The organism is Asaia sp. SF2.1 (genome assembly GCF_000505765.1).
GTDB lineage: Bacteria > Pseudomonadota > Alphaproteobacteria > Acetobacterales > Acetobacteraceae > Asaia > Asaia bogorensis.
The window spans coordinates 72,454-96,321 of record NZ_AYXS01000023.1 but is presented as its reverse complement, the minus strand read 5'-3'; the positions used below and the strand labels follow the sequence as shown (position 1 = coordinate 96,321).

At 60.4% G+C, this 23,868-nt stretch carries 19 protein-coding genes; all 19 read left to right on the top strand.

The window, feature by feature from the left end; translation table 11 throughout:
• The first annotated feature begins 311 nt into the window (after positions 1-311).
• The 19 genes from P792_RS29890 (at position 312) to rplV (ending at position 23,867) form a co-directional block, all read left to right on the top strand.
• The gene (locus tag P792_RS29890; protein ID WP_023979017.1) at positions 312-3,482 is read left to right on the top strand and encodes an efflux RND transporter permease subunit; all 3,171 of its coding nucleotides are present in this window, start codon (positions 312-314) and stop codon (positions 3,480-3,482) included.
• On the top strand, positions 3,479-4,762 hold the full coding sequence (locus tag P792_RS29885; protein ID WP_023979016.1) for an efflux RND transporter periplasmic adaptor subunit: 1,284 nt from the start codon (positions 3,479-3,481) through the stop codon (positions 4,760-4,762). The genes P792_RS29890 and P792_RS29885 overlap by 4 nt, the downstream gene beginning before the upstream one ends.
• Entirely contained in the window at positions 4,759-6,381 is a 1,623-nt protein-coding gene (locus P792_RS29880; RefSeq protein ID WP_031240979.1) for an efflux transporter outer membrane subunit, read from the top strand. The genes P792_RS29885 and P792_RS29880 overlap by 4 nt, the downstream gene beginning before the upstream one ends.
• Positions 6,382-6,519: 138 nt before the next feature.
• Entirely contained in the window at positions 6,520-6,954 is a 435-nt protein-coding gene (gene rplK, locus P792_RS29875) for a 50S ribosomal protein L11 (protein ID WP_023979014.1), read from the top strand.
• Positions 6,955-6,958: 4 nt separating this feature from the next.
• Positions 6,959-7,651 carry a 50S ribosomal protein L1 gene (rplA, locus tag P792_RS29870; RefSeq protein WP_023979013.1) on the top strand — a complete coding sequence of 231 codons (693 nt, stop codon included), beginning with the start codon at positions 6,959-6,961 and terminating at the stop codon, positions 7,649-7,651.
• Between the two features lie 298 nt (positions 7,652-7,949).
• The gene (gene rplJ, locus P792_RS29865) at positions 7,950-8,468 is read left to right on the top strand and encodes a 50S ribosomal protein L10 (RefSeq protein ID WP_023979012.1); all 519 of its coding nucleotides are present in this window, start codon (positions 7,950-7,952) and stop codon (positions 8,466-8,468) included.
• A 78-nt stretch (positions 8,469-8,546) separates the two neighbouring features.
• The gene (gene rplL, locus P792_RS29860; RefSeq protein WP_023979011.1) at positions 8,547-8,921 is read left to right on the top strand and encodes a 50S ribosomal protein L7/L12; all 375 of its coding nucleotides are present in this window, start codon (positions 8,547-8,549) and stop codon (positions 8,919-8,921) included.
• Positions 8,922-9,159: 238 nt separating this feature from the next.
• A complete protein-coding gene (rpoB, locus tag P792_RS29855; protein ID WP_023979010.1) occupies positions 9,160-13,335 on the top strand; it encodes a DNA-directed RNA polymerase subunit beta in 4,176 nt (1,391 codons plus the stop codon).
• 88 nt (positions 13,336-13,423) lie between these two features.
• A complete protein-coding gene (gene rpoC / locus P792_RS29850) occupies positions 13,424-17,674 on the top strand; it encodes a DNA-directed RNA polymerase subunit beta' (protein WP_023979008.1) in 4,251 nt (1,416 codons plus the stop codon).
• Between the two features lie 366 nt (positions 17,675-18,040).
• Positions 18,041-18,412 carry a 30S ribosomal protein S12 gene (gene rpsL, locus P792_RS29845; RefSeq protein WP_023979007.1) on the top strand — a complete coding sequence of 124 codons (372 nt, stop codon included), beginning with the start codon at positions 18,041-18,043 and terminating at the stop codon, positions 18,410-18,412.
• 14 nt (positions 18,413-18,426) lie between these two features.
• On the top strand, positions 18,427-18,903 hold the full coding sequence (rpsG, locus tag P792_RS29840) for a 30S ribosomal protein S7 (protein WP_023979006.1): 477 nt from the start codon (positions 18,427-18,429) through the stop codon (positions 18,901-18,903).
• Positions 18,904-19,008: 105 nt separating this feature from the next.
• A complete protein-coding gene (tuf, locus tag P792_RS29835) occupies positions 19,009-20,199 on the top strand; it encodes an elongation factor Tu (protein WP_023979005.1) in 1,191 nt (396 codons plus the stop codon).
• 123 nt (positions 20,200-20,322) lie between these two features.
• Positions 20,323-20,631, top strand: coding sequence for a 30S ribosomal protein S10 (gene rpsJ / locus P792_RS29830; RefSeq protein ID WP_007282720.1), 309 nt, complete (start codon positions 20,323-20,325; stop codon positions 20,629-20,631).
• Positions 20,632-20,641: 10 nt separating this feature from the next.
• Positions 20,642-21,325 (top strand): 50S ribosomal protein L3, encoded by a 684-nt coding sequence (rplC, locus tag P792_RS29825; RefSeq protein WP_023979004.1) that lies wholly within the window; start codon positions 20,642-20,644, stop codon positions 21,323-21,325.
• Between the two features lie 12 nt (positions 21,326-21,337).
• On the top strand, positions 21,338-21,952 hold the full coding sequence (gene rplD, locus P792_RS29820) for a 50S ribosomal protein L4 (RefSeq protein ID WP_023979003.1): 615 nt from the start codon (positions 21,338-21,340) through the stop codon (positions 21,950-21,952).
• Between the two features lie 41 nt (positions 21,953-21,993).
• On the top strand, positions 21,994-22,290 hold the full coding sequence (locus P792_RS29815) for a 50S ribosomal protein L23 (protein ID WP_171840724.1): 297 nt from the start codon (positions 21,994-21,996) through the stop codon (positions 22,288-22,290).
• Between the two features lie 16 nt (positions 22,291-22,306).
• On the top strand, positions 22,307-23,137 hold the full coding sequence (rplB, locus tag P792_RS29810) for a 50S ribosomal protein L2 (RefSeq protein ID WP_023979001.1): 831 nt from the start codon (positions 22,307-22,309) through the stop codon (positions 23,135-23,137).
• Between the two features lie 17 nt (positions 23,138-23,154).
• A complete protein-coding gene (gene rpsS, locus P792_RS29805) occupies positions 23,155-23,433 on the top strand; it encodes a 30S ribosomal protein S19 (protein ID WP_023979000.1) in 279 nt (92 codons plus the stop codon).
• Between the two features lie 2 nt (positions 23,434-23,435).
• Complete coding sequence (gene rplV, locus P792_RS29800) at positions 23,436-23,867, top strand: 50S ribosomal protein L22 (protein ID WP_023978999.1); 432 nt, start codon at positions 23,436-23,438, stop codon at positions 23,865-23,867.
• Position 23,868: the final 1 nt, after the last annotated feature.

The window sequence follows — 23,868 nt, the reverse complement described above, 5'->3', positions numbered from 1 at the left end:
CGTGACATAGGCGTTTTCGGGATGACAGGGCTTCTTTCTTATGGCGTCGCCCTTTCTCTACCGAGGGGCTTGGGGGGCACAGGAGCTTAAGGGACGATGACTGGCCGCGCTATGTGACAGTCAGGTGAAAGGTCGTTCCAAACCGGAACTTAAAAGGAATTTTCCTTGTCGGCATCCGACGTATTTGTATTTCTGGCCGTAACAGGAAAAGGAATGTCCTTGATGATATCGGGAAACGGATGGGGACTCCTCACGCCGGGCAATCAGCACAGGCGAAGGGCGGTTTCCATACTGCGTGATGGGTCGACTGCATGAATCAGGTTGTTATTACCGCGCTTAAGCGGCCCTACACCTTCGTTGTCCTGTCCATCTTCATCGTCATTTTCGGTGTGCGTTCGGTTCTCAAGACGCCGACAGACGTTTTCCCGAACATCAATATTCCGGTTGTGGCGATCGTCTGGTCCTATCTGGGTCTGATGCCCGAGGACATGTCAGGGCGTGTCGTCTATTACTACGAGCGAACCCTGACCACGACGGTCAATAATATCGAGCACATCGAAAGTGGCTCCTATTACGGCCGCGGTATCGTCAAGGTCTATTTCCAGCCCGGTACCGATACCTCGGTGGCGCAGACCCAGATCACCTCGGTCTCGCAGACGGTTATCAAGCAATTACCCACCGGGGCGACGCCACCGCTGATTCTGGCCTATAACGCCTCCTCGGTGCCGGTGCTGACGTTGCAGATCAATTCGGACAAGCTCAATGGCTCCGAATTGTACAACATGGCATCCAACCTGATCCGGCCCCAGCTCGTTTCCGTACCCGGCGTATCGATACCGAATCCCTATGGTGGTCTGGCGCCTTACATCACCGTCGATATCGATCCCTCCAAGCTGATGGCGCATAACCTGTCCGCGGTGGATGTCAGTACGGCGCTGAACAAGCAGAACATCGTGCTGCCAGCGGGCGATCAGCGTATCGGGCCGTTCGACTACATGGTGCGGACCAATGCGCAGCCCCGCGAGGTGGAGACCTTCAACAACCTGCCGCTGAAGCAGGTTGGCAATTCAGTCGTCTATCTGCGTGATGTGGCATATGTGCATCGCGGTGGCCCGCCACAGGCCAACATGGTGCTGGTGAAGGGCCGTCAGGCCGTCATGATGGTCATCATGAAAAGCGGCGATGCCTCGACACTCGATGTGGTGGCAGGCGTCAAAAAACTGTTGCCTCAGGTTATCGATACGCTGCCCAAGGGAACGAGTATCAAGATCCTGACCGACGCCTCCGGCTTCGTGAAGGATTCGGTCGAGGACGTGGTGCGCGAGATGATCATCGCCGCGCTTCTGACCTCTCTTGCCGTGCTGCTCTTCCTCGGGTCATGGCGTTCCACCCTGATTGTCGCGACCTCCATCCCTCTCGCCATTCTCTGCTCGGTCATCGGGCTGAGTCTTGCGGGTCAGTCCATCAATGTGATGACGCTTGGCGGTCTTGCATTGGCGGTGGGTATTCTCGTCGATGACGCGACCGTCATGATCGAGAATATCGATGCTCATCTCGAAATGGGCAAGGATCTGGAAATGGCCATTATCGATGCGGCCAATCAGATCGTGGTCCCGACTTTCGTCTCGACAACCTGTATCTGCATTGTGTGGCTTCCGCTTTTCGAACTGACAGGTGTTGCGGGCTGGCTGTTCATGCCGATGGCCGAGGCGATTATCTTCGCCATGATCGCCTCGTTCATCCTGTCGCGAACGCTGGTGCCGACCATGGCCAACTGGATGCTGGCCGCGCAGGTCGCCGCGCATGAGCATGGTGATGACGGCAGGGAGCCGGGATTTTTCGGCCGCTTCCAGCGCGGCTTCGAGAGCGGGTTCTTTCGTTTCCGCGAGCGCTACAAGATCGTGCTGGCCGGTCTGATCGAGGAACGTGTGAAGTTCGTCCCGTTCTTCATGGGCGTGTCGATCCTGTCTACGGGGCTCTACTACTTCGTGGGTGAGGATTTCTTCCCTGAAATCAAGTCCGGCACACTGCAACTCCATATGCGTGCCCCCATCGGGACGCGTCTGGAGGAATCCGGCAAGATTTCCGTGCTGATCGAGAAGAAGATGCACGAGATCCTGCCCGGGCAGATCGACGCCGTACTGAACAATTGCGGCCTGCCGTTCTCGCAGCTGAATCAGGCCTTTATCCCGACCCCCACCGTAGGGACCGAAGACTGCGATATCACTGTCTCGCTCAAGAATGACGAGAGCCCGACCGCCGAGTACCGTCGCAAGATTCGCGCGGGCCTGATCGAGGCCTTCCCCGGCACACAGATCACGTTCCAGCCTGCCGACCTCACGGCCAAGATCCTGAATTTCGGGCTACCTGCGCCGCTGGACGTGCAGGTTGTGGGCCGTGACCTTTATGGCAATTTCGCCTTTGCCAAAAAGCTCCGCCGCAAGCTGGCCACGATCCCGGGCATCACCGATGTCTCGATCCAGCAGCCTATGACGCAGCCTACGCTCAGTATCAACGCGAAGCGGAGCTTTGCTCTGGGCACCGGTATTACCGAGCAGGATATCGCCCAGAACGCGCTCGTCGTGCTCTCGGGCTCGGCGCAGGTCGGGCAGGTGTACTTCCTGAACAGTTCAGGTGTCGCCCAGCTGATCGACGTGCAGACGCCTGCGAATTATCTGCAGACGCTCAATGATCTCAAGACCGTGCCGATTGACCGTGGTGACGGTAACCCGACCAATGCCCAGCCCCAGCTTCTGGGCGCCTTGTCCGAAATCGAGCAGACAGGCACCCCGGCGGAGGTTGCACACTATAACATCATGCCGGTGTTCGATATCTACGCAGCCAACGAAAATATCGATCTTGGCACTGTGGCCAAATCCGTACAGCGCGTTGCGGACTCGATGCGTTCGGAGCTGCCGCGCGGCTCGCATCTGGTGGTTCGTGGTCAGGCGGTGACGATGACGGATGCGTATTCGCAGCTGATCGTCGGCCTCGCTATGTCGATCACGCTCGTTTATCTGATTATCGTTGTGAACTTTCAGTCCTGGCTGGATCCGTTCGTGATCATCACAGCGCTTCCCGGAGCGCTCGGTGGCATCGCCTGGAGCCTGTTCCTGACCCATACCTCGCTTTCGGTACCCGCTCTGACGGGCGCCATTATGTGCATGGGTACAGCCACGGCCAACGCCATTCTTGTCATCTCTTTCGCGCGTGAGCGGATGGAGATCCATGGTGACGCGCTCAAGGCGGCGCTCGAAGCAGGTTATGAGCGTATCCGCCCCGTGCTGATGACAGCGCTGGCCATGATTATCGGCATGGTGCCGATGTCCATAAGCAATTCCGACAATGCCCCGATCGGCAAGGCCGTGATCGGTGGCCTGCTGGTGGCGACGGCGGCGACACTCCTGTTCGTCCCCTGTGTTTTTGCCATTGTCCATTACAGAAAGCCGCGTGAACGCGGAGATGAGGGAGCCCACGCATGACCCAGCACCCAAAACAAGGTGCCGAGCCGAACCGCAAGCGGGGCCGCCTTATCATTCTCATCGTGCTGGGTGTTGCCGTTCTTCTGGCCGTCTGGGGAATCGTCGAGCGTTCGATGCATTACGGCACCCTGCGCGAGGAGGCAGACGACAATGCCCGAGCGCGTGTGAGCCTGATCAACCCGCAGGCCGGCCCGGCCGAGCGGCATCTCGATCTGCCAGCCAATCTGGCCGCCTGGTATCAGGCACCGATCTATGCGCAGGTCTCGGGCTACGTGAAGATGTGGTACAAGGACTACGGCGCGCATGTGAAATCGGGCGACCTGCTGGCCGAGATCAGTACGCCAAGCCTTGATGCCCAGTACGAGGCCGCCAAGGCGAATTACAACGTGGTTCTGGCCCGTTACAAGCTGGCCGTGATTACCGCCAAGCGCTGGGCTGATCTGCGTGACACACAGGCCGTGTCGCGTCAGGAAGTGGATGTGCAGGCTGCTAACGCTGCGGCACAGAAGGCGCAGGTCGATCAGGCACAGCATGAGGTCGAGCGCTTTGAAGCTCTGGAAAACTTCAAGCGCATCGTGGCACCGTTCGATGGTATCGTAACGTCGCGTCTGGTGAATGTAGGCGACTACGTAAATGCAGGCGGCGGTGATCTGAACTCCCGCGGGAGTGCGTCCGAGCTTTTCACGGTGGCGGATACGCATCGCATGCGTGTTTTCGTGTCGGTGCCGCAGGATTATGCGGCTGTGATTTCCGACAAGCTCGCGGCCAAGCTCACCCTGCCGCAATTCCCCGGTCGCGTTTACAATGCAAGCTTTCTGGCCACCGCGCAGGCATTCAATGCCTCGACGCGAACGGTCACGACCGAGCTTGAGCTGGATAACAAGGATGGGTCGCTCTGGCCGGATTCCTACGCTACCGCCCATTTCACCGCTCCCGGCGAACCTGGTGTCCTGATCGTGCCGGTCAATGCGCTGATCTTTCGCGCCCAAGGCACACAGCTCGCCACGGTGGTCGATAACCGTATTCATCTGATCGACGTGAAAACGGGCATCAACTATGGCATGACGATCCAGATCCTTGGCGGCATTGCGGCCAAGGACCAGATCGTGGCCAATCCCACGGCAGATATGCTCGAAGGTGACGAGGTGAAGGTGGTGCCTGCAACGCGCGGCTATAACGATGCGACAGCCGCACCGCGCAAGAATGTGGCTCCTGCGCCGCATCAGCCGGTTCCGGAAGATGACGATGGTGGCACCAACGAGAACGGGGCGCGTCGATGAGGGCAGGATCCAGGCGCCGCGCCTTGCGTGGCAGTGCCGCTGGTGCTGTTTTCAGCCTCGCCCTGCTTTCCGGCTGCGATCTCGCGCCGCACTACCAGGCCCCGAAATTCATCTATCCCGATGGATGGAAAGGGAAGGGGGTTCTGGTGGACGCCAGACCGGCCGACGATGTGCCCAAGGGTAAATGGTGGGAGGTCTTTCATGACCCCCAGCTGAACGCCCTTGAAGAAAAGATGCTGGCCTCCAATCCTGACCTGCAGGCTCAGGCGGAGGTGTTCACGCAGTCACGCGACATCGCACGGGAGACAGAGGCGCAACTGGCGCCACAGCTCAATGGCTCAGCGGGGATGTCGAACAACAAGACGTCGCTCACCCGTCTGTGGCGCGGGGCCAATGCCAATTCGCCGACAACCGAGTCGAGCGTGTTCTATAGCGGTGCCGCGACATGGGAGCCTGATTTCTTCAGCCGCATCCGCAATTCCACACGTATGCAAAAGAACATGGCGCAGGCCAGTGCGGCCGACTACGCCAATCTGCGCCTGATGCTCGAGGCGGAGCTGGCATCGAACTATCTCGGGTTGCGCGGGCTGGATGCCCAGTATGCCGTGTATGCCGACTCGATTCGCTATTATCAGACCGCCGTGAAGATCACCCAGCTTCGTCAGGCCGGAGCAATTGCGGCGGGGCTCGACGTCTCGCGAGCCGAGAACCAGCTCTACGCCACGATGGCCTCTCAGAGCCATGTGCGTGCCCAGCGTCAGGTGCTGGAGCACGCCATAGCGGTGATGGTGAACACCATTCCGGGCAGCTTCCAGATCGCCCCGACCAACAAGCAGGTTCTGCCGTATTCCATCCTGCGTATCCCGAGCGGATTGCCCTCGCAGCTTCTGGAGCGACGCCCTGACATTGCCTCCGCCGAGCGCAATCTGGCGGCGAACAGCCGCGCCATTGGCGTTGCGCGGGCTGCGTTCTATCCGGATGTCACCTTCAGCCTGAATGGTGGCTTCATGAATAACGGTTTCGACCTCGCAAGTCTTGGTAACTCGATGTGGAGTTACGGCGTGCAGGCCGTGGAGCCGTTGTTTACCGGAGGCTTGCGTCGTGCGGCTTTGCAGCGTGCCTGGGCCCAGTATCGCGAAAGTGCCGATCATTATCGCTCTACCGTGCTGTCCGCTTTTCAGGATGTGGAAGACGGCCTCTCGCAGACAAGTGCCTTTGCTGACCAGCAGAAGCAGCAATATGCGGCGGTGGACGCAGCGTTGCGGACGCAGCGCATGACCATGGCGCTCTACACGGGCGGGCTGACCAATTACCTCGACGTGGTTGTGGCGCAGCAGGCGGCCCTTGTGGCGCGTATTGATGCGGTTCAGGCCCAGACGATCCAGCTTCAGGCCAGTGTCCGCCTTATCAAGGCGCTTGGCGGTGGTTGGGATCGTTCGGCCCTGCCTTCGGTCAAGTCCATCGATCCGTTCGGTGTGCTTCAATATGACGGGCTGCATCACCCGCGACCCGCAGGCGATGTGGATACGCGCAACAGCGCCAGCGATGTGAACCTGACCGGTGCGACACCCGCCGTTCCGGCGGTCACTCCCCTGTCGGCAACGGGCACCGCGCGATGATGAAAGACTTGACAGCCCCAACCGCAGGGCGTTAAGGGGCCGCTCCCATTCGGAACGCGGGAGAGGCATGAGCGGTCGCGAGATCGCAAACGCCTCACTGGAACCGCGGTTCGGGCAAACCATCAAGGAGTCCCGGATATGGCCAAAAAAGTCGTTGGCTACATCAAGTTGCAGATCCCGGCAGGCAAGGCGAATCCGTCGCCGCCAGTTGGTCCGGCCCTGGGTCAGCGCGGCCTGAACATCATGCAGTTCTGCAAGGAGTTCAACGCCAAGACGCAGACTCTCGAGCCTGGCATGCCGATCCCGGTCGTTATCACGGCCTATGCGGATCGTACGTTCAGCTTCGTCACAAAGACCCCGCCGAACACCTACTTCCTGCTCAAGGCCGCTAAGGTCTCCAAGGGCAGCCAGACAGTCGGCAAGGCTGCCGCTGTTGGTTCTGTCACGACCGCGCAGCTGCGCGAGATCGCTGCAGAGAAGTTCAAGGACATGAACGCGAATGACATCGACGGCGCTGTGCGCATGCTGGCCGGTTCGGCCAAGTCGATGGGTCTGAACGTGGTGGAGGGCTGATCCTATGGCCAAGAACAAGAGGCTGAACGCCGCCCGCGCGACGGTTGACACCGACAAGCAGTACGACCTGTCCGCAGCTGTTGCCCTGGTCAAGGGTAACGCCAAGGCCAAGTTCGACGAGACCATCGAAATCTCGCTGAACCTCGGCATCGATCCTCGCCACGCTGACCAGATGGTTCGTGGTCTGATCTCGCTGCCGAACGGTACGGGCAAGACCCTGCGCGTTGGCGTGTTCGCCCGCGGCCCGAAGGCTGAAGAAGCCACGGCAGCCGGTGCGGAAGTTGTTGGCGCAGAAGATCTGGCCGAGAAGATCCAGAACGGTGAAATCGAGTTCGATCGCTGCATTGCGACCCCGGACATGATGGCACTGGTCGGTCGTCTGGGTAAGATCCTCGGCCCGCGTGGCCTGATGCCGAACCCCCGTCTGGGCACGGTGACCATGGACGTGAAGGGTGCCGTTCAGGCAGCCAAGTCCGGCCAGGTCGAGTACCGCGCCGAGAAGGCCGGTATCATCCATGCCGGTATCGGCAAGGCTTCCTTCGGTGAAGACAAGCTGGTTGAGAACATCAAGGCTCTGGTCGATGCCGTCCAGAAGGCTCGTCCGACTGGCGCCAAGGGTACCTATCTGAAGAAGGCAGCCCTGTCTTCCACGATGGGTCCGGGCGTACGCGTCGACGTAGCGTCGTTCACGGCCTGATTTGAGAGATGACACCGCGCGACCTGGTCGTGCGGTGGCGCAGGGGCGGGGGGGGGGAAATCCCTCGCTTCCGAACCTGTCCGAGACCGGGCGTGCTGTTCCAAGGGGCAGTCTAAGGGATCTTGAGAGAGATCCGCGAGCGGGAGACGGGGCGCCAGCAGACAAGGGTGGGGCAACCTGCCGGAATGCTGGGTTCCGATTGAATGGACAGGCGAGCGGTACTTTTCCAATTGCGGGGAAGTGCCATGGGTAACCCGGTCTGGAAGCCAAGGTTTCCGGACTGACGAGGAGAATGGATTTGGACCGTCAGGAAAAACGGGCCTTCGTCGAATTCCTCGCCAACGTGTTCAACAGCACGTCCATGGTTGTCGTGACCGAAAACAAAGGTCTCACGGTAGCTGATGTGACGGAGCTGCGTCGACGCGTTCGTGCGGCGGGTGCGACGTACAAGGTTGCGAAAAACCGGCTGGCCAGCCTCGCTCTGCATGGGACCCAATTCGACGGGATTCTTCCGCTGCTGAAGGGCCCGACCGCGCTTGCGTGGTCTGAGGATCCGGTTGCAGTCGCGAAGGCGATCGTCGAGTTCGCCAAGACGAATGAGAAGCTTGTGGTGCTCGGTGGCGCCCTTGGTAGCCAGACGCTCGATGCGGATGGTGTCAAGGCTCTTGCCGCACTGCCGTCGCTGGACGAACTGCGTGCGCAGCTGGTGGGTATGATTTCTACCCCCGCTACGCGTATCGCAGGCGTTGTCCAGGCTCCGGCCGGCCAGCTTGCTCGCGTTTTCGGCGCCTATGCCAAGACCGGCGAAGCCGCCTGAATTGTCTCACGCAGCACCGCTCCTCTTCAGGAGCGCGGGTTGTGAATCGAAAACCAGTTACCATATAGGACCATCATCATGGCCGATCTGAACAAAATCGTTGACGAACTGTCCGCTCTGACCGTTCTCGAAGCTGCTGAACTCTCGAAGCTGCTCGAAGAGAAGTGGGGCGTTTCCGCTGCCGCTCCGGTTGCCGTTGCTGCTGCTGGCCCGGCTGCTGCCGCTGCTCCTGCTGAAGAGCAGACCGAGTTCACCGTGATCCTCGCCGAAGCCGGCGACAAGAAGATCAACGTGATCAAGGAAATCCGTGGCATCACGGGCCTGGGTCTGAAGGAAGCCAAGGACCTGGTCGAAGGCGCACCGAAGACCGTCAAGGAAGGCGTTTCCAAGGACGAGGCAGCCAAGATCAAGAAGCTGCTCGAAGACAACGGCGCCAAGGTCGAAGTCAAGTAATCAAGCCCACGGACCGCGCCTCGCCTTTGGGCGGGGCCGGTTGTGGATTGAGACAGGTCAGGGCGGAAATCCTTTCGGGTTTCCGCCCGATTTGCCGTTGCGGACAAACCCTGTATAAGGGCCGGTTGTCACGCAACAACAATTTGAATTCACGGTACCGGTCGTTCCGGTCGCCCGCCATGACAGGTCTCCTGGCATGTGGACGACCCGAAGGTCTGGTGCGAGAGGGCAGGGATAGATGAACGCAATCACCAAATCGTTCACAGGACGCAAGCGGATTCGCAAGAGCTTCGGGCGGATCCCCGAAGTGGCGCCGATGCCCAACCTGATTGACGTGCAGCGCGCAAGCTATGAGACGTTCCTTCAGATGAACGTGGCGCCTGACAGCCGTCAGCAGACGGGTCTTCAGGAAGTGTTCCGGTCGGTTTTCCCGATCAACGATTTTGCGGGACGTGGCCGTCTCGAGTTCGTTTCCTATGAACTCGAAGAGCCGAAATATGATGTCGAGGAATGCATCCAGCGCGGGCTGACCTTTGCCGCGCCGCTGAAGGTTATTCTGCGTCTGATCGTCTGGGATGTGGATGAGGATACGGGCTCGCGCTCGATCCGCGACATCAAGGAGCAGCCGGTTTACATGGGCGACATGCCGCTCATGACCGATAACGGCACGTTCATCATCAATGGCACCGAGCGCGTCATTGTCAGCCAGATGCATCGCAGCCCCGGCGTGTTCTTCGATCACGACAAGGGCAAGACACATTCTTCCGGCAAGTATCTCTTCGCTGCCCGCGTCATTCCGTACCGTGGTTCGTGGCTCGATTTCGAATTCGACGCCAAGGATCTGATCTATGTGCGTATCGACCGCAAGCGCAAGCTGCCGGTCACGACCCTGCTCTATGCCCTTGAGGGCGAGCACTCCATAGCTGCCCGCGCCGCCAAGGCTGCCGAGGGTGGTGATGTCGAGGCGCTTGGCATCCGTGGCATGGATCAGGATGAAATCCTGGCCTATTTCTATGGCACCGTGCCGTTCACGCGCATGCCGAAGGGCTGGGCCCGTCCGTTCGACCCCGAAGCCTTCCGTGGCATGAAGCTGCTTGAGCCGCTGTACGACGCCGATACCGGTGAAGTCGTGGCCGAGGCTGACGCCAAGCTGACCGCGCGCATGTGCCGCAAGATCGCGGAAACCACCAAGGACGTGCTCGTTGGTCGCGCCGATCTGCTGGGCCGCTTCATCGCGCAGGATCTCGTCAACGAGAACACCGGCGAGATCTACGCCGAGGCCGGCGAAGAGCTGACCGAAGCGCGCCTCGAAGCGCTCGAGGAATCGGGCGTCACCGAGCTGCCGATGCTTGCCGTCGACTCCTCGCATGGCCCCTGGATTCGCAACACGCTGGCCGTGGACAAGAACAACCGCCGCGACGAAGCGCTAATCGATATCTATCGCATCATGCGCCCCGGTGAGCCGCCGACCCCGGAAACGGCAGAAGCCATGTTCCAGGGCCTGTTCTTCGATGCCGATCGCTACGACCTCTCGGCTGTGGGTCGCGTCAAGATGAACATGCGTCTTGAAGTCGATGCGCCGGACACCATGCGCGTGCTGCGTAAGGAAGACATCCTGCGCACCGTCAAGATCATGTGCGAGCTCAAGGATGGCCGCGGCCAGATCGACGATATCGACAATCTCGGTAACCGTCGCGTCCGCTCCGTTGGCGAGCTGATGGAAAATCAGTACCGCGTCGGTCTGCTCCGCATGGAGCGCGCCATTCGCGAACGTATGGGTTCGGTCGATGTCGATACGGTCATGCCGCATGACCTGATCAACGCGAAGCCTGCTGCTGCTGCCGTGCGTGAGTTCTTTGGCTCGTCGCAGCTCAGCCAGTTCATGGACCAGACCAACCCGCTCTCTGAGGTTACGCATAAGCGTCGTCTTTCGGCGCTTGGCCCGGGCGGCCTGACCCGTGAGCGTGCAGGCTTCGAAGTCCGCGACGTTCATCCGACGCATTACGGCCGTATCTGCCCGATTGAGACGCCTGAAGGACCGAATATCGGTCTGATCAACTCGCTCTCGACTTATGCGAAGGTAAATAAATACGGCTTCATCGAAACACCGTACCGCCTTGTTCAGGACGGTGTGCTGCAGGCCGGCTGGAAGTACCTCTCCGCCATGGAAGAGGACAAGCTGATCGTCGCCCAGGCTGATGCCGCGCAGGACAAGAGCACGGGCCGTCTGACCGACGAACTCGTTTCTGTCCGTCGTTCGGGTGACTTCCGCCTGGTGCCGCCCGAGCAGGTCACGGCCTGCGACGTGTCGCCCAAGCAGCTTGTTTCAGTCGCCGCAGCGCTCATTCCGTTCCTCGAGAACGATGACGCCAACCGCGCACTGATGGGCTCGAACATGCAGCGTCAGGCCGTGCCGCTGGTGCGCGCCGATGCGCCGCTGGTCGGTACGGGCATGGAAGCTGCTGTGGCCCATGACTCGGGTGCGACCATCGTTGCCAAGCGCAATGGTGTGATCGACCAGATCGACGGTGCGCGTATCGTCGTGCGTGCTACCGACGAAGCAGGGTCGACCCAGGGCGTCGATATCTATCGTCTGCGCAAGTACATGCGTTCGAACCAGTCCACCTGCATCAACCAGCGTCCGCTGGTGCGCGTGGGTGACACGGTTCATGCCGGTGACATCATTGCTGACGGTCCGTCCACCGAACTGGGTGAACTGGCTCTGGGCCGCAACGTGCTCGTCGCGTTCATGCCCTGGAACGGCTACAACTTCGAAGACTCGATCCTCATCTCCGAGCGTATCGCCCGTGATGACGTGTTCACCTCGATCCATATCGAAGAATTCGAAGTCATGGCCCGTGACACCAAGCTGGGTCAGGAAGAAATCACCCGCGACATTCCTAATGTCGGTGAGGAAGCCCTGCGCAACCTCGACGAAGCCGGTATCGTCTATGTCGGCGCCGAGGTGAACCCGGGCGACATCCTGATCGGCAAGGTCACACCGAAGGGCGAGAGCCCGATGACGCCGGAAGAGAAGCTTCTGCGCGCCATCTTCGGTGAAAAGGCTTCTGACGTTCGCGACACCTCGCTCAAGCTGCCCCCGGGCACGAGCGGTACGATCGTTGACGTGCGCGTCTTCTCACGCCGTGGCGTGGACAAGGACGAGCGCGCTATGGCGATCGAACGCGCCGAGATCGAGCGTCTGACCAAGGATCGTGACGACGAGCGCGCCATTCAGGAGCGCAGCTTCGTAGCCCGTCTGCGTGAGCGTCTGCTCAACCAGACAGCGGCTGCCGGCTTCAAGGGTATCCGTGCAGGCACCGTCATCACCGACGAGGTTCTGGACGAGCATCCGCGTGGCGCATGGCGTAACATCACGGTCAGCGATGACAGCGTGATGTCCGAGCTGGAAACGCTGCGCCGCGAATACGACGCTGCCGTTGGCAAGATTCAGGCCCGTTTCGACAGCAAGGTCGAGAAGCTGCAGCGCGGTGACGAGCTGCCGCCGGGCGTGATGAAGATGGTCAAGGTCTTCGTGGCTGTGAAGCGCAAGCTGCAGCCGGGTGACAAGATGGCCGGTCGTCACGGTAACAAGGGTGTCGTCTCGCGCGTCGTGCCGGTTGAAGACATGCCGTTCCTCGAAGATGGTACGCCTGTCGATCTCGTTCTGAACCCGCTGGGCGTGCCGTCGCGCATGAATGTCGGTCAGATTCTCGAGACCCATCTGGGCTGGGCCTGTGCCAATATCGGCCAGAACATCGGCAAGATTGCCGATGATTACCAGCGCACGGGTGAGCGCAAGCTCGAACTGCTTGAGAGCCTGCGTGATGTCTATGGCGATGCCGTGTTCGAGAGCGATATCGCAACCCTGCCGAACGAGCAGCTTCTCGAGCTGACCGGTAACCTCCGCAAGGGCGTGCCGATCGCAACGCCGGTGTTCGACGGTGCGTCGATCCCGGATATCGAGGATATGCTGGTGAAGGCCGGTGTGGACAAGTCGGGCCAGTCGCAGCTGATCGACGGCCGTACGGGTGAGGCTTTCGAGCGTCGCACCACAGTCGGCTACATCTACATGCTGAAGCTGCATCACCTTGTTGACGACAAGATCCATGCCCGTTCGATCGGTCCCTACTCGCTCGTCACGCAGCAGCCGCTGGGTGGTAAGGCGCAGTTCGGTGGCCAGCGCTTCGGTGAAATGGAAGTCTGGGCTCTTGAAGCTTACGGTGCCGCCTACACCCTGCAGGAAATGCTCACGGTCAAGTCCGATGACGTTTCCGGCCGTACGAAGGTCTATGAGGCCATTGTGCGTGAGCAGGACGATTTCGAAGCCGGTATCCCCGAGAGCTTCAACGTTCTGATCAAGGAACTGAAGTCGCTCGGCCTGAATGTCGATCTGGAGCAGAGCGCAATCTGATGCGCTTTGTCTCTGCCTCCTCTGTGTTTGTTGCTAACGCGGGCGCGGCCGGTCTTCCGGCCCGCTCCGTGAAATGGGATTTCGGCGCATGAACGAACTCATGAAGATCCTTGGTCAGACGGGCCAGACCCAGTCTTTCGACCAGATCAAAATCCAGCTCGCTTCATCCGAGCAGATCCGCTCCTGGTCTTACGGCGAGATCAAGAAGCCGGAGACCATCAACTACCGTACGTTCAAGCCCGAGCGCGACGGCCTGTTCTGTGCGCGTATCTTTGGCCCGATCAAGGACTATGAGTGCCTGTGCGGCAAGTACAAGCGCATGAAGTTCCGCGGCATCGTGTGCGAGAAGTGCGGCGTGGAAGTCACGCTCGCCAAGGTTCGCCGCGAGCGCATGGGCCATATCGAACTGGCATCGCCAGTTGCGCATATCTGGTTCCTGAAGTCGCTGCCGAGCCGCATTGCGACGATGATCGACATCACGCTGAAGGACCTCGAAAAGGTTCTGTATTTCGAGAGCTATATCGTTCTCGAATCCGGCACGAGCCCGTTCAAGCGCTATTCGCTGCTGTCGGAAGACCAGTATTTCGACGCGATGGACGACTATGCTGATGAAGGCCTGGAAGTCGGTATCGGCGCCGAAGCGGTCAAGAAGATCCTGTGGAAGGCCCGTCTGCTTTCCACTGAAACCGATCGTCCGGGCCTGATCGACCGTGACGGTCGCGATCAGGACAAGTCTGACGGCGATCTGCTGCGTGAAGACCTGCGTGAAGCCACGTCGGAAGCCAAGCGCAAGAAGCTCGTCAAGCGCCTGAAGCTGTTCGAAGCCTTCGCCGAGAGCGGTTCACGCCCGGAATGGATGATTCTCGACCTCGTCCCGGTCATTCCGCCCGAGCTGCGCCCGCTTGTGCCGCTGGACGGCGGTCGTTTCGCGACGTCCGATCTGAACGATCTCTATCGCCGCGTGATCAACCGTAACAACCGACTGAAGCGCCTGATCGAGCTGCGTGCGCCGGACATCATCGTCCGCAACGAAAAGCGCATGCTTCAGGAAGCCGTTGACGCGCTGTTCGATAACGGCCGTCGTGGTCGCGCCATCACGGGTGCCAACAAGCGCCCGCTGAAGTCGCTTTCCGACATGCTCAAGGGCAAGCAGGGCCGCTTCCGTCAGAACCTTCTCGGCAAGCGCGTCGACTATTCGGGCCGTTCGGTCATCGTGGTCGGACCCGAGCTGAAGCTGCACCAGTGCGGCCTGCCGAAGAAGATGGCGCTCGAGCTGTTCAAGCCCTTCATCTACAGCAAGCTCGAAAAATACGGTCACGCCACCACCATCAAGGCTGCAAAGCGCATGGTGGAGAAGGAGCGTCCGGAAGTCTGGGATATCCTTGAAGAGGTCATCCGCGAGCATCCCGTGATGCTGAACCGCGCACCGACCCTTCACCGTCTCGGCATCCAGGCTTTCGAGCCCGTGCTGATTGAAGGCAAGGCGATCCAGCTGCACCCGCTGGTCTGCACCGCGTTCAATGCCGACTTCGACGGCGACCAGATGGCCGTTCACGTGCCGCTGTCGCTCGAAGCCCAGCTTGAAGCCCGCGTGCTGATGATGTCGACCAACAACATCCTCAGCCCCGCGAACGGCAAGCCGATCATCGTGCCGTCGCAGGATATCGTGCTTGGCCTGTACTATCTGAGCCTTGAGGTCCCCGAGTATCACACGACGCCGGATCAGGCCGAGTATGATGCACAAGGTCGCCTGGTAAAGGCTGGCCCGTCTGCCTATGCGTCGGTGGCCGAGATCGAGCTCGCCATGAACGAGGGCACGCTCAAGCTGCACGACAAGATCCGTCTGCGCATGGATACGCTGGATGCCGACGGCAAGCCCGTTCGTCAGACCATGCTGACCACGCCGGGCCGTGCGCTGATCGCGCAGATCCTGCCGCGCAACGCGGCCATCCCGTTCTCGCTGGTCAACAAGCAGCTGACCAAGAAGAACGTGTCGGACGTGATTGACGCCGTGTACCGTCACTGCGGCCAGAAGGAAGCGGTCATTTTCTGTGACCGTCTCATGGGCCTCGGTTTCCGCCACGCCGCGCGCGCCGGTATCTCCTTCGGCAAGGATGACATGATCATCCCGGTCGAGAAGCAGGAGCTGGTCGAGCGTACGCAGGCCGAGATCAAGGAATTCGAGCAGCAGTATCAGGACGGTCTGATCACGGCTGGCGAGCGCTATAACAAGGTGGTTGATGCCTGGTCGCGTTGCACGGACGAAGTCCAGGCGGCGATGATGAAGGAAATTTCCCGTCAGGTTATCGGCAAGCCGACAAACTCGGTGTGGATGATGAGCCACTCCGGTGCGCGTGGGTCGCCAGCCCAGATGAAGCAGCTTGCTGGTATGCGTGGTCTGATGGCCAAGCCTTCGGGCGAGATCATCGAGCAGCCGATCATCGCGAACTTCAAGGAAGGCCTCTCGGTTCTCGATTACTTCACCTCCACTCACGGTGCCCGTAAGGGTCTCGCGGATACGGCGCTGAAGACGGCAAACTCGGGTTACCTCACGCGTCGTCTCGTCGACGTGGCGCAGGATTGCATCATCGTCGAAAACGATTGCGGCACCGAGCGTGGCCTGACGATCCGTGCGGTCATGGATAGTGGTGAGGTGATCTCCTCGCTTTCCGAGCGTATCCTGGGTCGTACCCTCACGGCTGACGTGACGGATCCGGTGAGCGGTGCGGTTCTCTTCCCGCGCAACACGCTGATCGAGGAAGCCGAGGCAGAGATCATTGAGAAGGCAGGCGTCGAAAGCGTGCTGATCCGCTCGGTGCTGACCTGTGACAGTCGCGTTGGTGTGTGTGGTCATTGCTATGGCCGCGACCTTGCACGCGGTACGCCGGTCAATATCGGCGAGGCCGTGGGCGTTATCGCTGCACAGTCCATCGGTGAGCCCGGCACGCAGCTGACCATGCGTACCTTCCATATCGGTGGTGCGGCTACGCGTGGTGCAGAGCAGTCGATGGTCGAGGCGTCGCGTGACGGCAAGGTGACCATCCGCAACCGCAACGTGGTCCAGAACAGCCAGAACGTCACCATCGTGATGTCGCGTAACTGCGAAATCCTGCTGACGGACGAGAAGGGTGTCGAGCGTGCACGCTACCGCGTGCCTTACGGTGCCCGCCTGATGGTCAATGAGGGCCAGGAAGTCACGCGCGGTCTGAAAATGGCCGAGTGGGACCCCTACACCCTGCCGATCATCACCGAGCAGGCCGGTACGGTCGAATATCTCGACCTGATCGACTCCATCACGCTCGTCGAGCGTATGGACGAAGTGACGGGCCTGACCTCCAAGGTGGTCGTTGACTACAAGCAGGGCAGCAAGGGGGTGGACCTGCGTCCGCGCCTGCAGCTCAAGGATGCGGCGGGCAATGTGGTCCGACTCGCGAACGGCAACGAGGCGCGGTACTTCCTGTCGCCCGACTCGCTGCTGTCGATCGAGAATGGCGCCACGGTCCATGCCGGTGACGTGCTGGCCCGTATCCCGCGTGAAGGCTCGAAGACCCGTGACATTACGGGTGGTCTGCCGCGCGTGGCCGAACTGTTTGAAGCCCGTCGCCCGAAGGATCACGCGATCATCGCGGAAACCGAAGGCCGGATCGAGATCGGCAAGGACTACAAGTCCAAGCGCTGCATCATCGTGAAGAACGACGAGACCGGGGAAGAGACCAACTACCTCATTCCCAAGGGCAAGCATGTGTCGGTGCAGGAAGGCGACTTCGTACAGAAGGGCGATCCGCTAGTCGACGGTCCCCGCGTGCCGCATGACATTCTCAAGGTCATGGGTGTCGAGGCGCTGTCCGATTATCTCGTCAACGAGATCCAGGACGTCTATCGACTGCAGGGCGTGAAGATTAATGACAAGCACATTGAAGTCATTGTTCGTCAGATGCTGCAGAAGGTGGAAATCCTCGAGCCGGGCGATACGACGTATCTGATCGGCGAGACGGTGGACCGCATCGAGTTCGAGGTCGAGAACGAGAAGCGCGTCAAGATGGGTGAGGAGCCTGCACGCGGCATGCCCATCCTGCAGGGCATCACGAAGGCCTCTTTGCAGACACAGTCGTTCATCTCTGCGGCTTCCTTCCAGGAGACCACACGTGTGCTGACCGAAGCGGCAACAGCCGGCAAGGTCGACACACTGAACGGCCTGAAGGAGAACGTGATTGTCGGGCGTCTGATCCCCGCAGGTACGGGCAGCGTGATGAACAAGCTGCGCGCTATGGCGGCCTCTCAGGATCGTCAGCGTGTCAGCCGGGCAACTCCCGAGGTAACGGACGACGCAGCGGAGTAAGACCCCGCTGTAGCCTGGGAAAAACTAGTTTACGTTTGAGATCGGGCGGGGTAATACCCGCCCGATTTCGTATCCGGCGATTCGAGACGGGAATCGGACGAGAATCGGGCAGAACGCTAGAGTATGCTTGACTTTCATTCAGAACGGTCATAGGGTCCGCGCCCTCGGCTACCCCCGTCTCCTAAGGCGTCTGAGCCGTTGATAGACAGCATCAAACGCTAACGGTGCCGCCGCCTTCGGGTGAGGCTCAGGCCGGTAGTGAAAGAGTCAAAAGCGGGCGGCATTCTGCCGCGCGCTGAATTTTGTTGGAAGCAAGCAGATCGGGCGTCGCTCGGTCTAGCAGTGAGCAAGGATCGGGAAGGGCGTATGCCGACCATCAACCAGTTGATCGCCAAGGGCCGTGAGCCTGCCGCCAAGCGGAATAAAGTGCCGGCCCTCCAGGGTTGCCCCCAGAAGCGCGGCGTCTGCACGCGCGTCTATACGGTTACCCCGAAAAAGCCGAACTCGGCCCTGCGTAAGGTGGCAAAGGTGCGCCTGACCAACGGGTATGAGGTCGTTAGCTACATTCCGGGTGAAGGCCATAACCTGCAGGAACACAGCGTCGTGCTGATCCGCGGCGGCCGTGTAAAAGATTTGCCGGGTGTGCGTTATCACATCCTGCGCGGCGTGCTTGACACGCAGGGCATCGCCAAGCGTCGTCAGCGCCGTTCGCTGTATGGCGCGAAGCGTCCGAAGTAAGAGGAAATTCAGGCATGAGTCGCCGTCATCGCGCTGTAAAGCGTGAGATCCTTCCCGATCCGAAATTCGGAGATGTCGTCATCACGCGTTTTATGAACGCCCTGATGTACGATGGTAAGAAGTCCACAGCCGAGGGTATCGTTTACGGTGCGCTTGAGTCCGTGCGTCGTCGTGGTGGTGCCACGGCCGACCCGGTCGCCATGTTTCATGCGGCTCTGGACAACGTGAAGCCGGCCGTAGAGGTTCGCTCCCGCCGCGTCGGCGGTGCGACCTATCAGGTCCCCGTCGAAGTCCGTGCCGAGCGCCGTCAGGCCCTCGCCATCCGCTGGCTGATCGACGCCTCGCGCAAGCGCGGTGAGAACACGATGCAGGAACGCCTTTCCAACGAGCTGATGGACGCGATCAACAATCGCGGCTCCGCCGTCAAGAAGCGCGAAGACACGCATCGCATGGCTGAAGCAAATAAAGCATTCAGCCACTATCGTTGGTAAGCTTAAAAGGCTAACCGATTTTCCCGGGTGCCTCCTTCGGGGGTGCCTGGTACGAATTAGCAATCTTCCCCGCCGCACCTTCGGCGGTGGGTTATGGAGAGAATGATGGCTAAGGCTAAATTTGAGCGGACGAAGCCGCACTGCAACATCGGCACCATCGGTCACGTTGACCATGGCAAGACTTCACTGACGGCTGCAATCACGAAGACGCTCGCCAAGTCCGGCGGCGCGACCTTCCGTGCGTATGACCAGATCGACGCTGCTCCTGAAGAGCGCGCTCGCGGCATTACGATCTCCACCGCTCACGTTGAGTACGAGACCAAGAACCGTCACTACGCCCACGTCGACTGCCCGGGCCACGCTGACTACGTCAAGAACATGATCACGGGTGCCGCCCAGATGGACGGCGCGATTCTGGTTGTGTCCGCTGCTGACGGCCCGATGCCCCAGACGCGTGAGCACATCCTGCTTGCTCGCCAGGTTGGCGTTCCGGCGCTGGTCGTGTTCCTGAACAAGGTTGACCAGGTTGACGACGCCGAGCTCCTCGAGCTCGTCGAAATGGAAGTCCGTGAGCTTCTGTCGTCCTACCAGTTCCCCGGCGACGATATCCCCATCGTCAAGGGTTCGGCTCTGGTGACGCTTGAAGACGGCGACGCAGCAATCGGTGAAGACCGCGTGCTCGAGCTGATGGAAGCCGTTGACACCTACATCCCGCAGCCGGAGCGTCCGGTTGACCGTCCGTTCCTGATGCCGATCGAAGACGTGTTCTCGATCTCGGGTCGTGGTACGGTTGTCACGGGTCGCGTCGAGCGTGGCGTTGTGAACGTGGGTGACGAAGTCGAAATCGTCGGCCTCAAGGACACCGTCAAGACGACCGTTACGGGCGTCGAGATGTTCCGCAAGCTGCTCGATCGCGGTGAAGCCGGTGACAACATCGGTGCGCTGGTTCGTGGCACGAAGCGTGAAGACGTTGAGCGCGGTCAGGTTCTTGCAAAGCCGGGTTCGATCACCCCGCACAAGAAGTTCAAGGCTGAGGCTTACATCCTCACGAAGGAAGAAGGCGGACGTCACACTCCGTTCTTTACAAACTACCGTCCGCAGTTCTATTTCCGCACGACCGACGTCACGGGCGTCGTTCAGCTGCCGGAAGGCACGGAAATGGTCATGCCGGGCGATAACGTTGCCATGGACGTCGAGCTGATTGCTCCGATCGCCATGGACGAAGGTCTCCGCTTCGCTATCCGTGAAGGCGGCCGCACCGTCGGCGCAGGCGTGGTCTCCTCGATCAGCGCCTGATTGTAAGCACGGGCCCTGATTTGGCTGGCCCCGGTCGGAGTAATCCGGCCGGGGTCGGCTTTAGGAGGGGCCAGGAGGGAGCAGGGTAAGACCCGAACCCCAACGAGTTGGATTATTGGTAAGATGGACAACCAGAACATCCGCATTCGCCTAAAGGCGTACGATCACCGCGTGCTCGACAACAGCACGAAGGAAATCGTAAACACGGCGAAGCGTACGGGTGCGCGGGTTCGGGGTCCTATCCCGCTACCGACGCATATCGAGCGGTTCACCGTGAACCGTTCCCCACATGTGGACAAGAAAAGCCGCGAGCAGTTCGAGATTCGGACTCATCGCCGCCTGCTCGACATTGTTGAGCCGACACCGCAGACCGTGGACGCCCTCATGAAGCTCGACCTCGCCGCTGGCGTTGATGTCGAGATCAAACTTTAAGGTCCAGACGATGCGTACCGGATTGATCGCAAAGAAGCTGGGTATGACCCGGCTATTCAAGGAAGATGGCACACATGTGCCGGTCACAGTGCTGCATCTCGACGAGGTCGAGGTTGTGGACGCCCGCACGCAGGAGCGTGATGGCTACACGGCAGTACAGATCGGCATGAGCAAGGCAAAGGTGAAGAATGTCACCAAGCCGATGCGTGGCCATTATGCTCGCACCAAGGTGGAGCCGAAGAAGACTCTCGTCGAGTTTCGCGTGGCAGAAGATGCCGTGCTTGAGGCTGGCACGAAGCTCTCTGCGGCCCATTTCGTCGTTGGCCAGAAGGTCGACGTCACCGGCACCAGCAAGGGCAAAGGCTTCGCCGGCGTCATGAAGCGCTGGAACTTCGCTGGTCTTGAAGCCTCCCACGGCGTGTCCATCAGCCATCGTTCGCATGGTTCGACGGGTCAGCGCCAGGATCCGGGCAAGGTCTTCAAGGGCAAGAAAATGGCCGGTCACATGGGTGACGAGCGCATCACGACGCTTAATCTCGAAGTGGCAGCCGTCGACGCCGAACGCAACCTGATCATGGTTCGTGGTTCGATTCCGGGTGCCAAGAATGGCCTGGTGATGATCCGCGATGCGATCAAGAAGGCCCGCCATGCAGATGCGCCGTACCCGGCAGCGACTGCGGCGGCCGCCGGTTAAGGACTGAGGGCGATGGAATACGATATCAAAACCCTCGATAATGGCAGCGCCGGAACGGTGACCCTGCCAGAGGAACTGTTCGGCGCCACCCCGCGCGCGGACATCATGGCACGCGTTGTTCACTGGCAGCTGGCCAAGCGCCGCGCTGGTACGCACCGCACCAAGGGCATGGGCGAGATTTCTGGCACGACCAAGAAGCCGTACCGCCAGAAGGGCACAGGCTCGGCACGTCAGGGCTCGCTGCGCGCACCGCAGTTCCGCACTGGTGGCGTCGTTCATGGTCCGGTCGTTCGCGACCACGGCTATGACCTGCCCAAGAAGGTGCGTCGCCTCGGCCTGATTTCTGCGCTGTCGCAGAAGGCTGCCGCTGGCAAGCTGATCGTCATCGACCAGGCTGCTGGTGTGACCAAGACCCGTGAAGCCGCTGCGAAGCTGGCTGCTCTCGGCTGGTCCTCCGCCCTGATCGTCGACGGTGCCGTTGATGTGGCTTTCGGTCGCGCTGTGCGCAACCTGCCCAAGATCGACGTGCTGCCCACGATCGGCGCCAACGTCTATGACATTCTGAACCACGATGTTCTCGTGCTGACGCGCGCAGGGCTCGAGGGTCTCAAGGAGCGCCTGGCATGACCACGGGCATCGTTCTTGCGCGCCGCACAAAGGCGCAGCGCATGACGCGTGAAGCGATGTTTGACATCGTTCGCGCGCCGCTCATCACCGAGAAGGCGACGGCCCTCTCCGAGCGCAACCAGGTTGTTTTCCGCGTGGCGATGACCGCCGCGAAGCCGGAAATCAAGGTTGCGGTCGAGACGCTTTTCGGCGTCAAGGTCGTCTCCGTGAACACGCTGGTGCAGAAGGGCAAGACCAAGATGGTCAAGGGCCGTCCTGGTCGCCGTTCGGACATCAAGAAGGCGTATGTTCAGCTTGCGGAAGGTCAGTCCATTGACCTCACCGCGAAGCTGGGCTGACGCGGGATAGGATACCATGGCACTCAAGCACTTTAATCCCACGACGCCGAGCACACGTGGCACGGTACTGATCGACCGCAGCGAGCTCTTCAAGGGCAAGCCGGTCAAGCAGCTGACCGAAGGCAAGAACAAGACGGGCGGCCGTAACAACCACGGCCGTACCACGTCGCGTTTCCGTGGCGGCGGGCACAAGCAGTCCTACCGCTATGTCGACTTCAAGCGTCGCAAGTTCGATGTTGCCGGTACGGTCGAGCGTCTGGAATATGACCCGAACCGCACCGCCTTCATCGCGCTGATCAAGTACGAAGACGGCGAGCTGGCATACATCCTGGCACCGCAGCGCGTTAAGGTTGGCGATCAGGTTATCGCTGGCGAACGCACCGACGTGAAGCCGGGCAATGCCATGCCGCTGGGTTCGATGCCTGTCGGTACGATCGTGCACAACATCGAGCTGAAGCCCGGTGCTGGCGGCAAGATCGCCCGTTCGGCTGGCACGTATTGCCAGCTGGTCGGTAAGGACGCCGGTTACGCCCAGATCAAGCTGCAGTCCGGTGAGCTCCGTCTCGTCCGTGGCGAATGCATGGCCACTGTTGGCGCGGTCTCGAACCCCGACAACATGAACCAGCATCTCGGCAAGGCCGGTCGTAACCGTTGGCTCGGGCGTCGTCCGCATAACCGCGGCGTCGTCATGAACCCGGTCGACCATCCGCATGGTGGTGGTGAAGGTCGTACCTCCGGTGGCCGTCATCCGGTTACGCCGTGGGGCAAGCCGACCAAGGGGTACAAGACTCGTGTTAACAAGAAGACGGACAGCCTGATCATCCGTCGCCGCAAGACCGGCAAGTAAGAAGGGGGCAAACAGAGATGGCACGTTCCGTCTGGAAGGGCCCGTTCGTTGACGGGTACTTGTTCGGCAAGGCTGAAGCGTCGCGCGCTTCGGGTCGTAATGAGGTGATCAAGATCTGGTCGCGTCGTTCCACCATCCTGCCGCAGTTCGTCGGACTCACGTTCGGCGTTTATAATGGCCACAAGTTCCTGCCGGTGCAGGTGACGGAAAACATGGTCGGGCACAAGTTCGGTGAGTTCTCGCCGACACGCACGTTCCCGGGTCATGCTTCCGACAAGAAGTCGAAGCGGGGCTGATCATGAGCAAGCCGAAGCACATTCGCACACTCGCTGATACGGAAGCGCAGGCAGTCGCCCGCAACATCCGCGTCAGCCCGCGCAAGCTGAACCTGGTTGCGGCGATGATCCGCAACCAGCCGGCTGACAAGGCAATCGCAGCGCTGACGTTCTCGCGTCGCCGTATCGCTCAGCAGGTTCGCAAGACCCTCGAGAGCGCCGTGGCCAACGCCGAGAACAATCATCAGCTCGATGTCGATCAGCTCGTGGTCAAGACCGCAGAAGTTGGCAAGTCGATCGTCATGAAGCGTTTCCACGCTCGTGGCCGTGGTCGTTCCTCGCGCATCGAGAAGTTCTTCAGCCACCTGAAGATCGTCGTTGCCGAGCGCGCTGCAGACGAAGCGCCTGCGCCGAAGGGCAAGGGCAAGGACGCAGCAGAGCAGAAGGCAGCCTGAT

Bases quoted from the DNA above. Each gene is read 5' to 3' on its own strand.
- rplA (WP_023979013.1), top strand. From the start codon at position 6,959: ATGGCCAAGAACAAGAGGCTGAACGCCGCCCGCGCGACGGTTGACACC.
- rpsL (WP_023979007.1), top strand. From the start codon at position 18,041: ATGCCGACCATCAACCAGTTGATCGCCAAGGGCCGTGAGCCTGCCGCC.
- P792_RS29890 (WP_023979017.1), top strand. From the start codon at position 312: ATGAATCAGGTTGTTATTACCGCGCTTAAGCGGCCCTACACCTTCGTT.
- rpsS (WP_023979000.1), top strand. From the start codon at position 23,155: ATGGCACGTTCCGTCTGGAAGGGCCCGTTCGTTGACGGGTACTTGTTC.
- rplD (WP_023979003.1), top strand. From the start codon at position 21,338: ATGGAATACGATATCAAAACCCTCGATAATGGCAGCGCCGGAACGGTG.
- rpsJ (WP_007282720.1), top strand. From the start codon at position 20,323: ATGGACAACCAGAACATCCGCATTCGCCTAAAGGCGTACGATCACCGC.
- rplK (WP_023979014.1), top strand. From the start codon at position 6,520: ATGGCCAAAAAAGTCGTTGGCTACATCAAGTTGCAGATCCCGGCAGGC.
- rpsG (WP_023979006.1), top strand. From the start codon at position 18,427: ATGAGTCGCCGTCATCGCGCTGTAAAGCGTGAGATCCTTCCCGATCCG.
- rplC (WP_023979004.1), top strand. From the start codon at position 20,642: ATGCGTACCGGATTGATCGCAAAGAAGCTGGGTATGACCCGGCTATTC.
- rplB (WP_023979001.1), top strand. From the start codon at position 22,307: ATGGCACTCAAGCACTTTAATCCCACGACGCCGAGCACACGTGGCACG.
- rplV (WP_023978999.1), top strand. From the start codon at position 23,436: ATGAGCAAGCCGAAGCACATTCGCACACTCGCTGATACGGAAGCGCAG.
- P792_RS29815 (WP_171840724.1), top strand. From the start codon at position 21,994: ATGACGCGTGAAGCGATGTTTGACATCGTTCGCGCGCCGCTCATCACC.
- P792_RS29885 (WP_023979016.1), top strand. From the start codon at position 3,479: ATGACCCAGCACCCAAAACAAGGTGCCGAGCCGAACCGCAAGCGGGGC.
- rpoC (WP_023979008.1), top strand. From the start codon at position 13,424: ATGAACGAACTCATGAAGATCCTTGGTCAGACGGGCCAGACCCAGTCT.
- P792_RS29880 (WP_031240979.1), top strand. From the start codon at position 4,759: ATGAGGGCAGGATCCAGGCGCCGCGCCTTGCGTGGCAGTGCCGCTGGT.
- rplL (WP_023979011.1), top strand. From the start codon at position 8,547: ATGGCCGATCTGAACAAAATCGTTGACGAACTGTCCGCTCTGACCGTT.
- tuf (WP_023979005.1), top strand. From the start codon at position 19,009: ATGGCTAAGGCTAAATTTGAGCGGACGAAGCCGCACTGCAACATCGGC.
- rpoB (WP_023979010.1), top strand. From the start codon at position 9,160: ATGAACGCAATCACCAAATCGTTCACAGGACGCAAGCGGATTCGCAAG.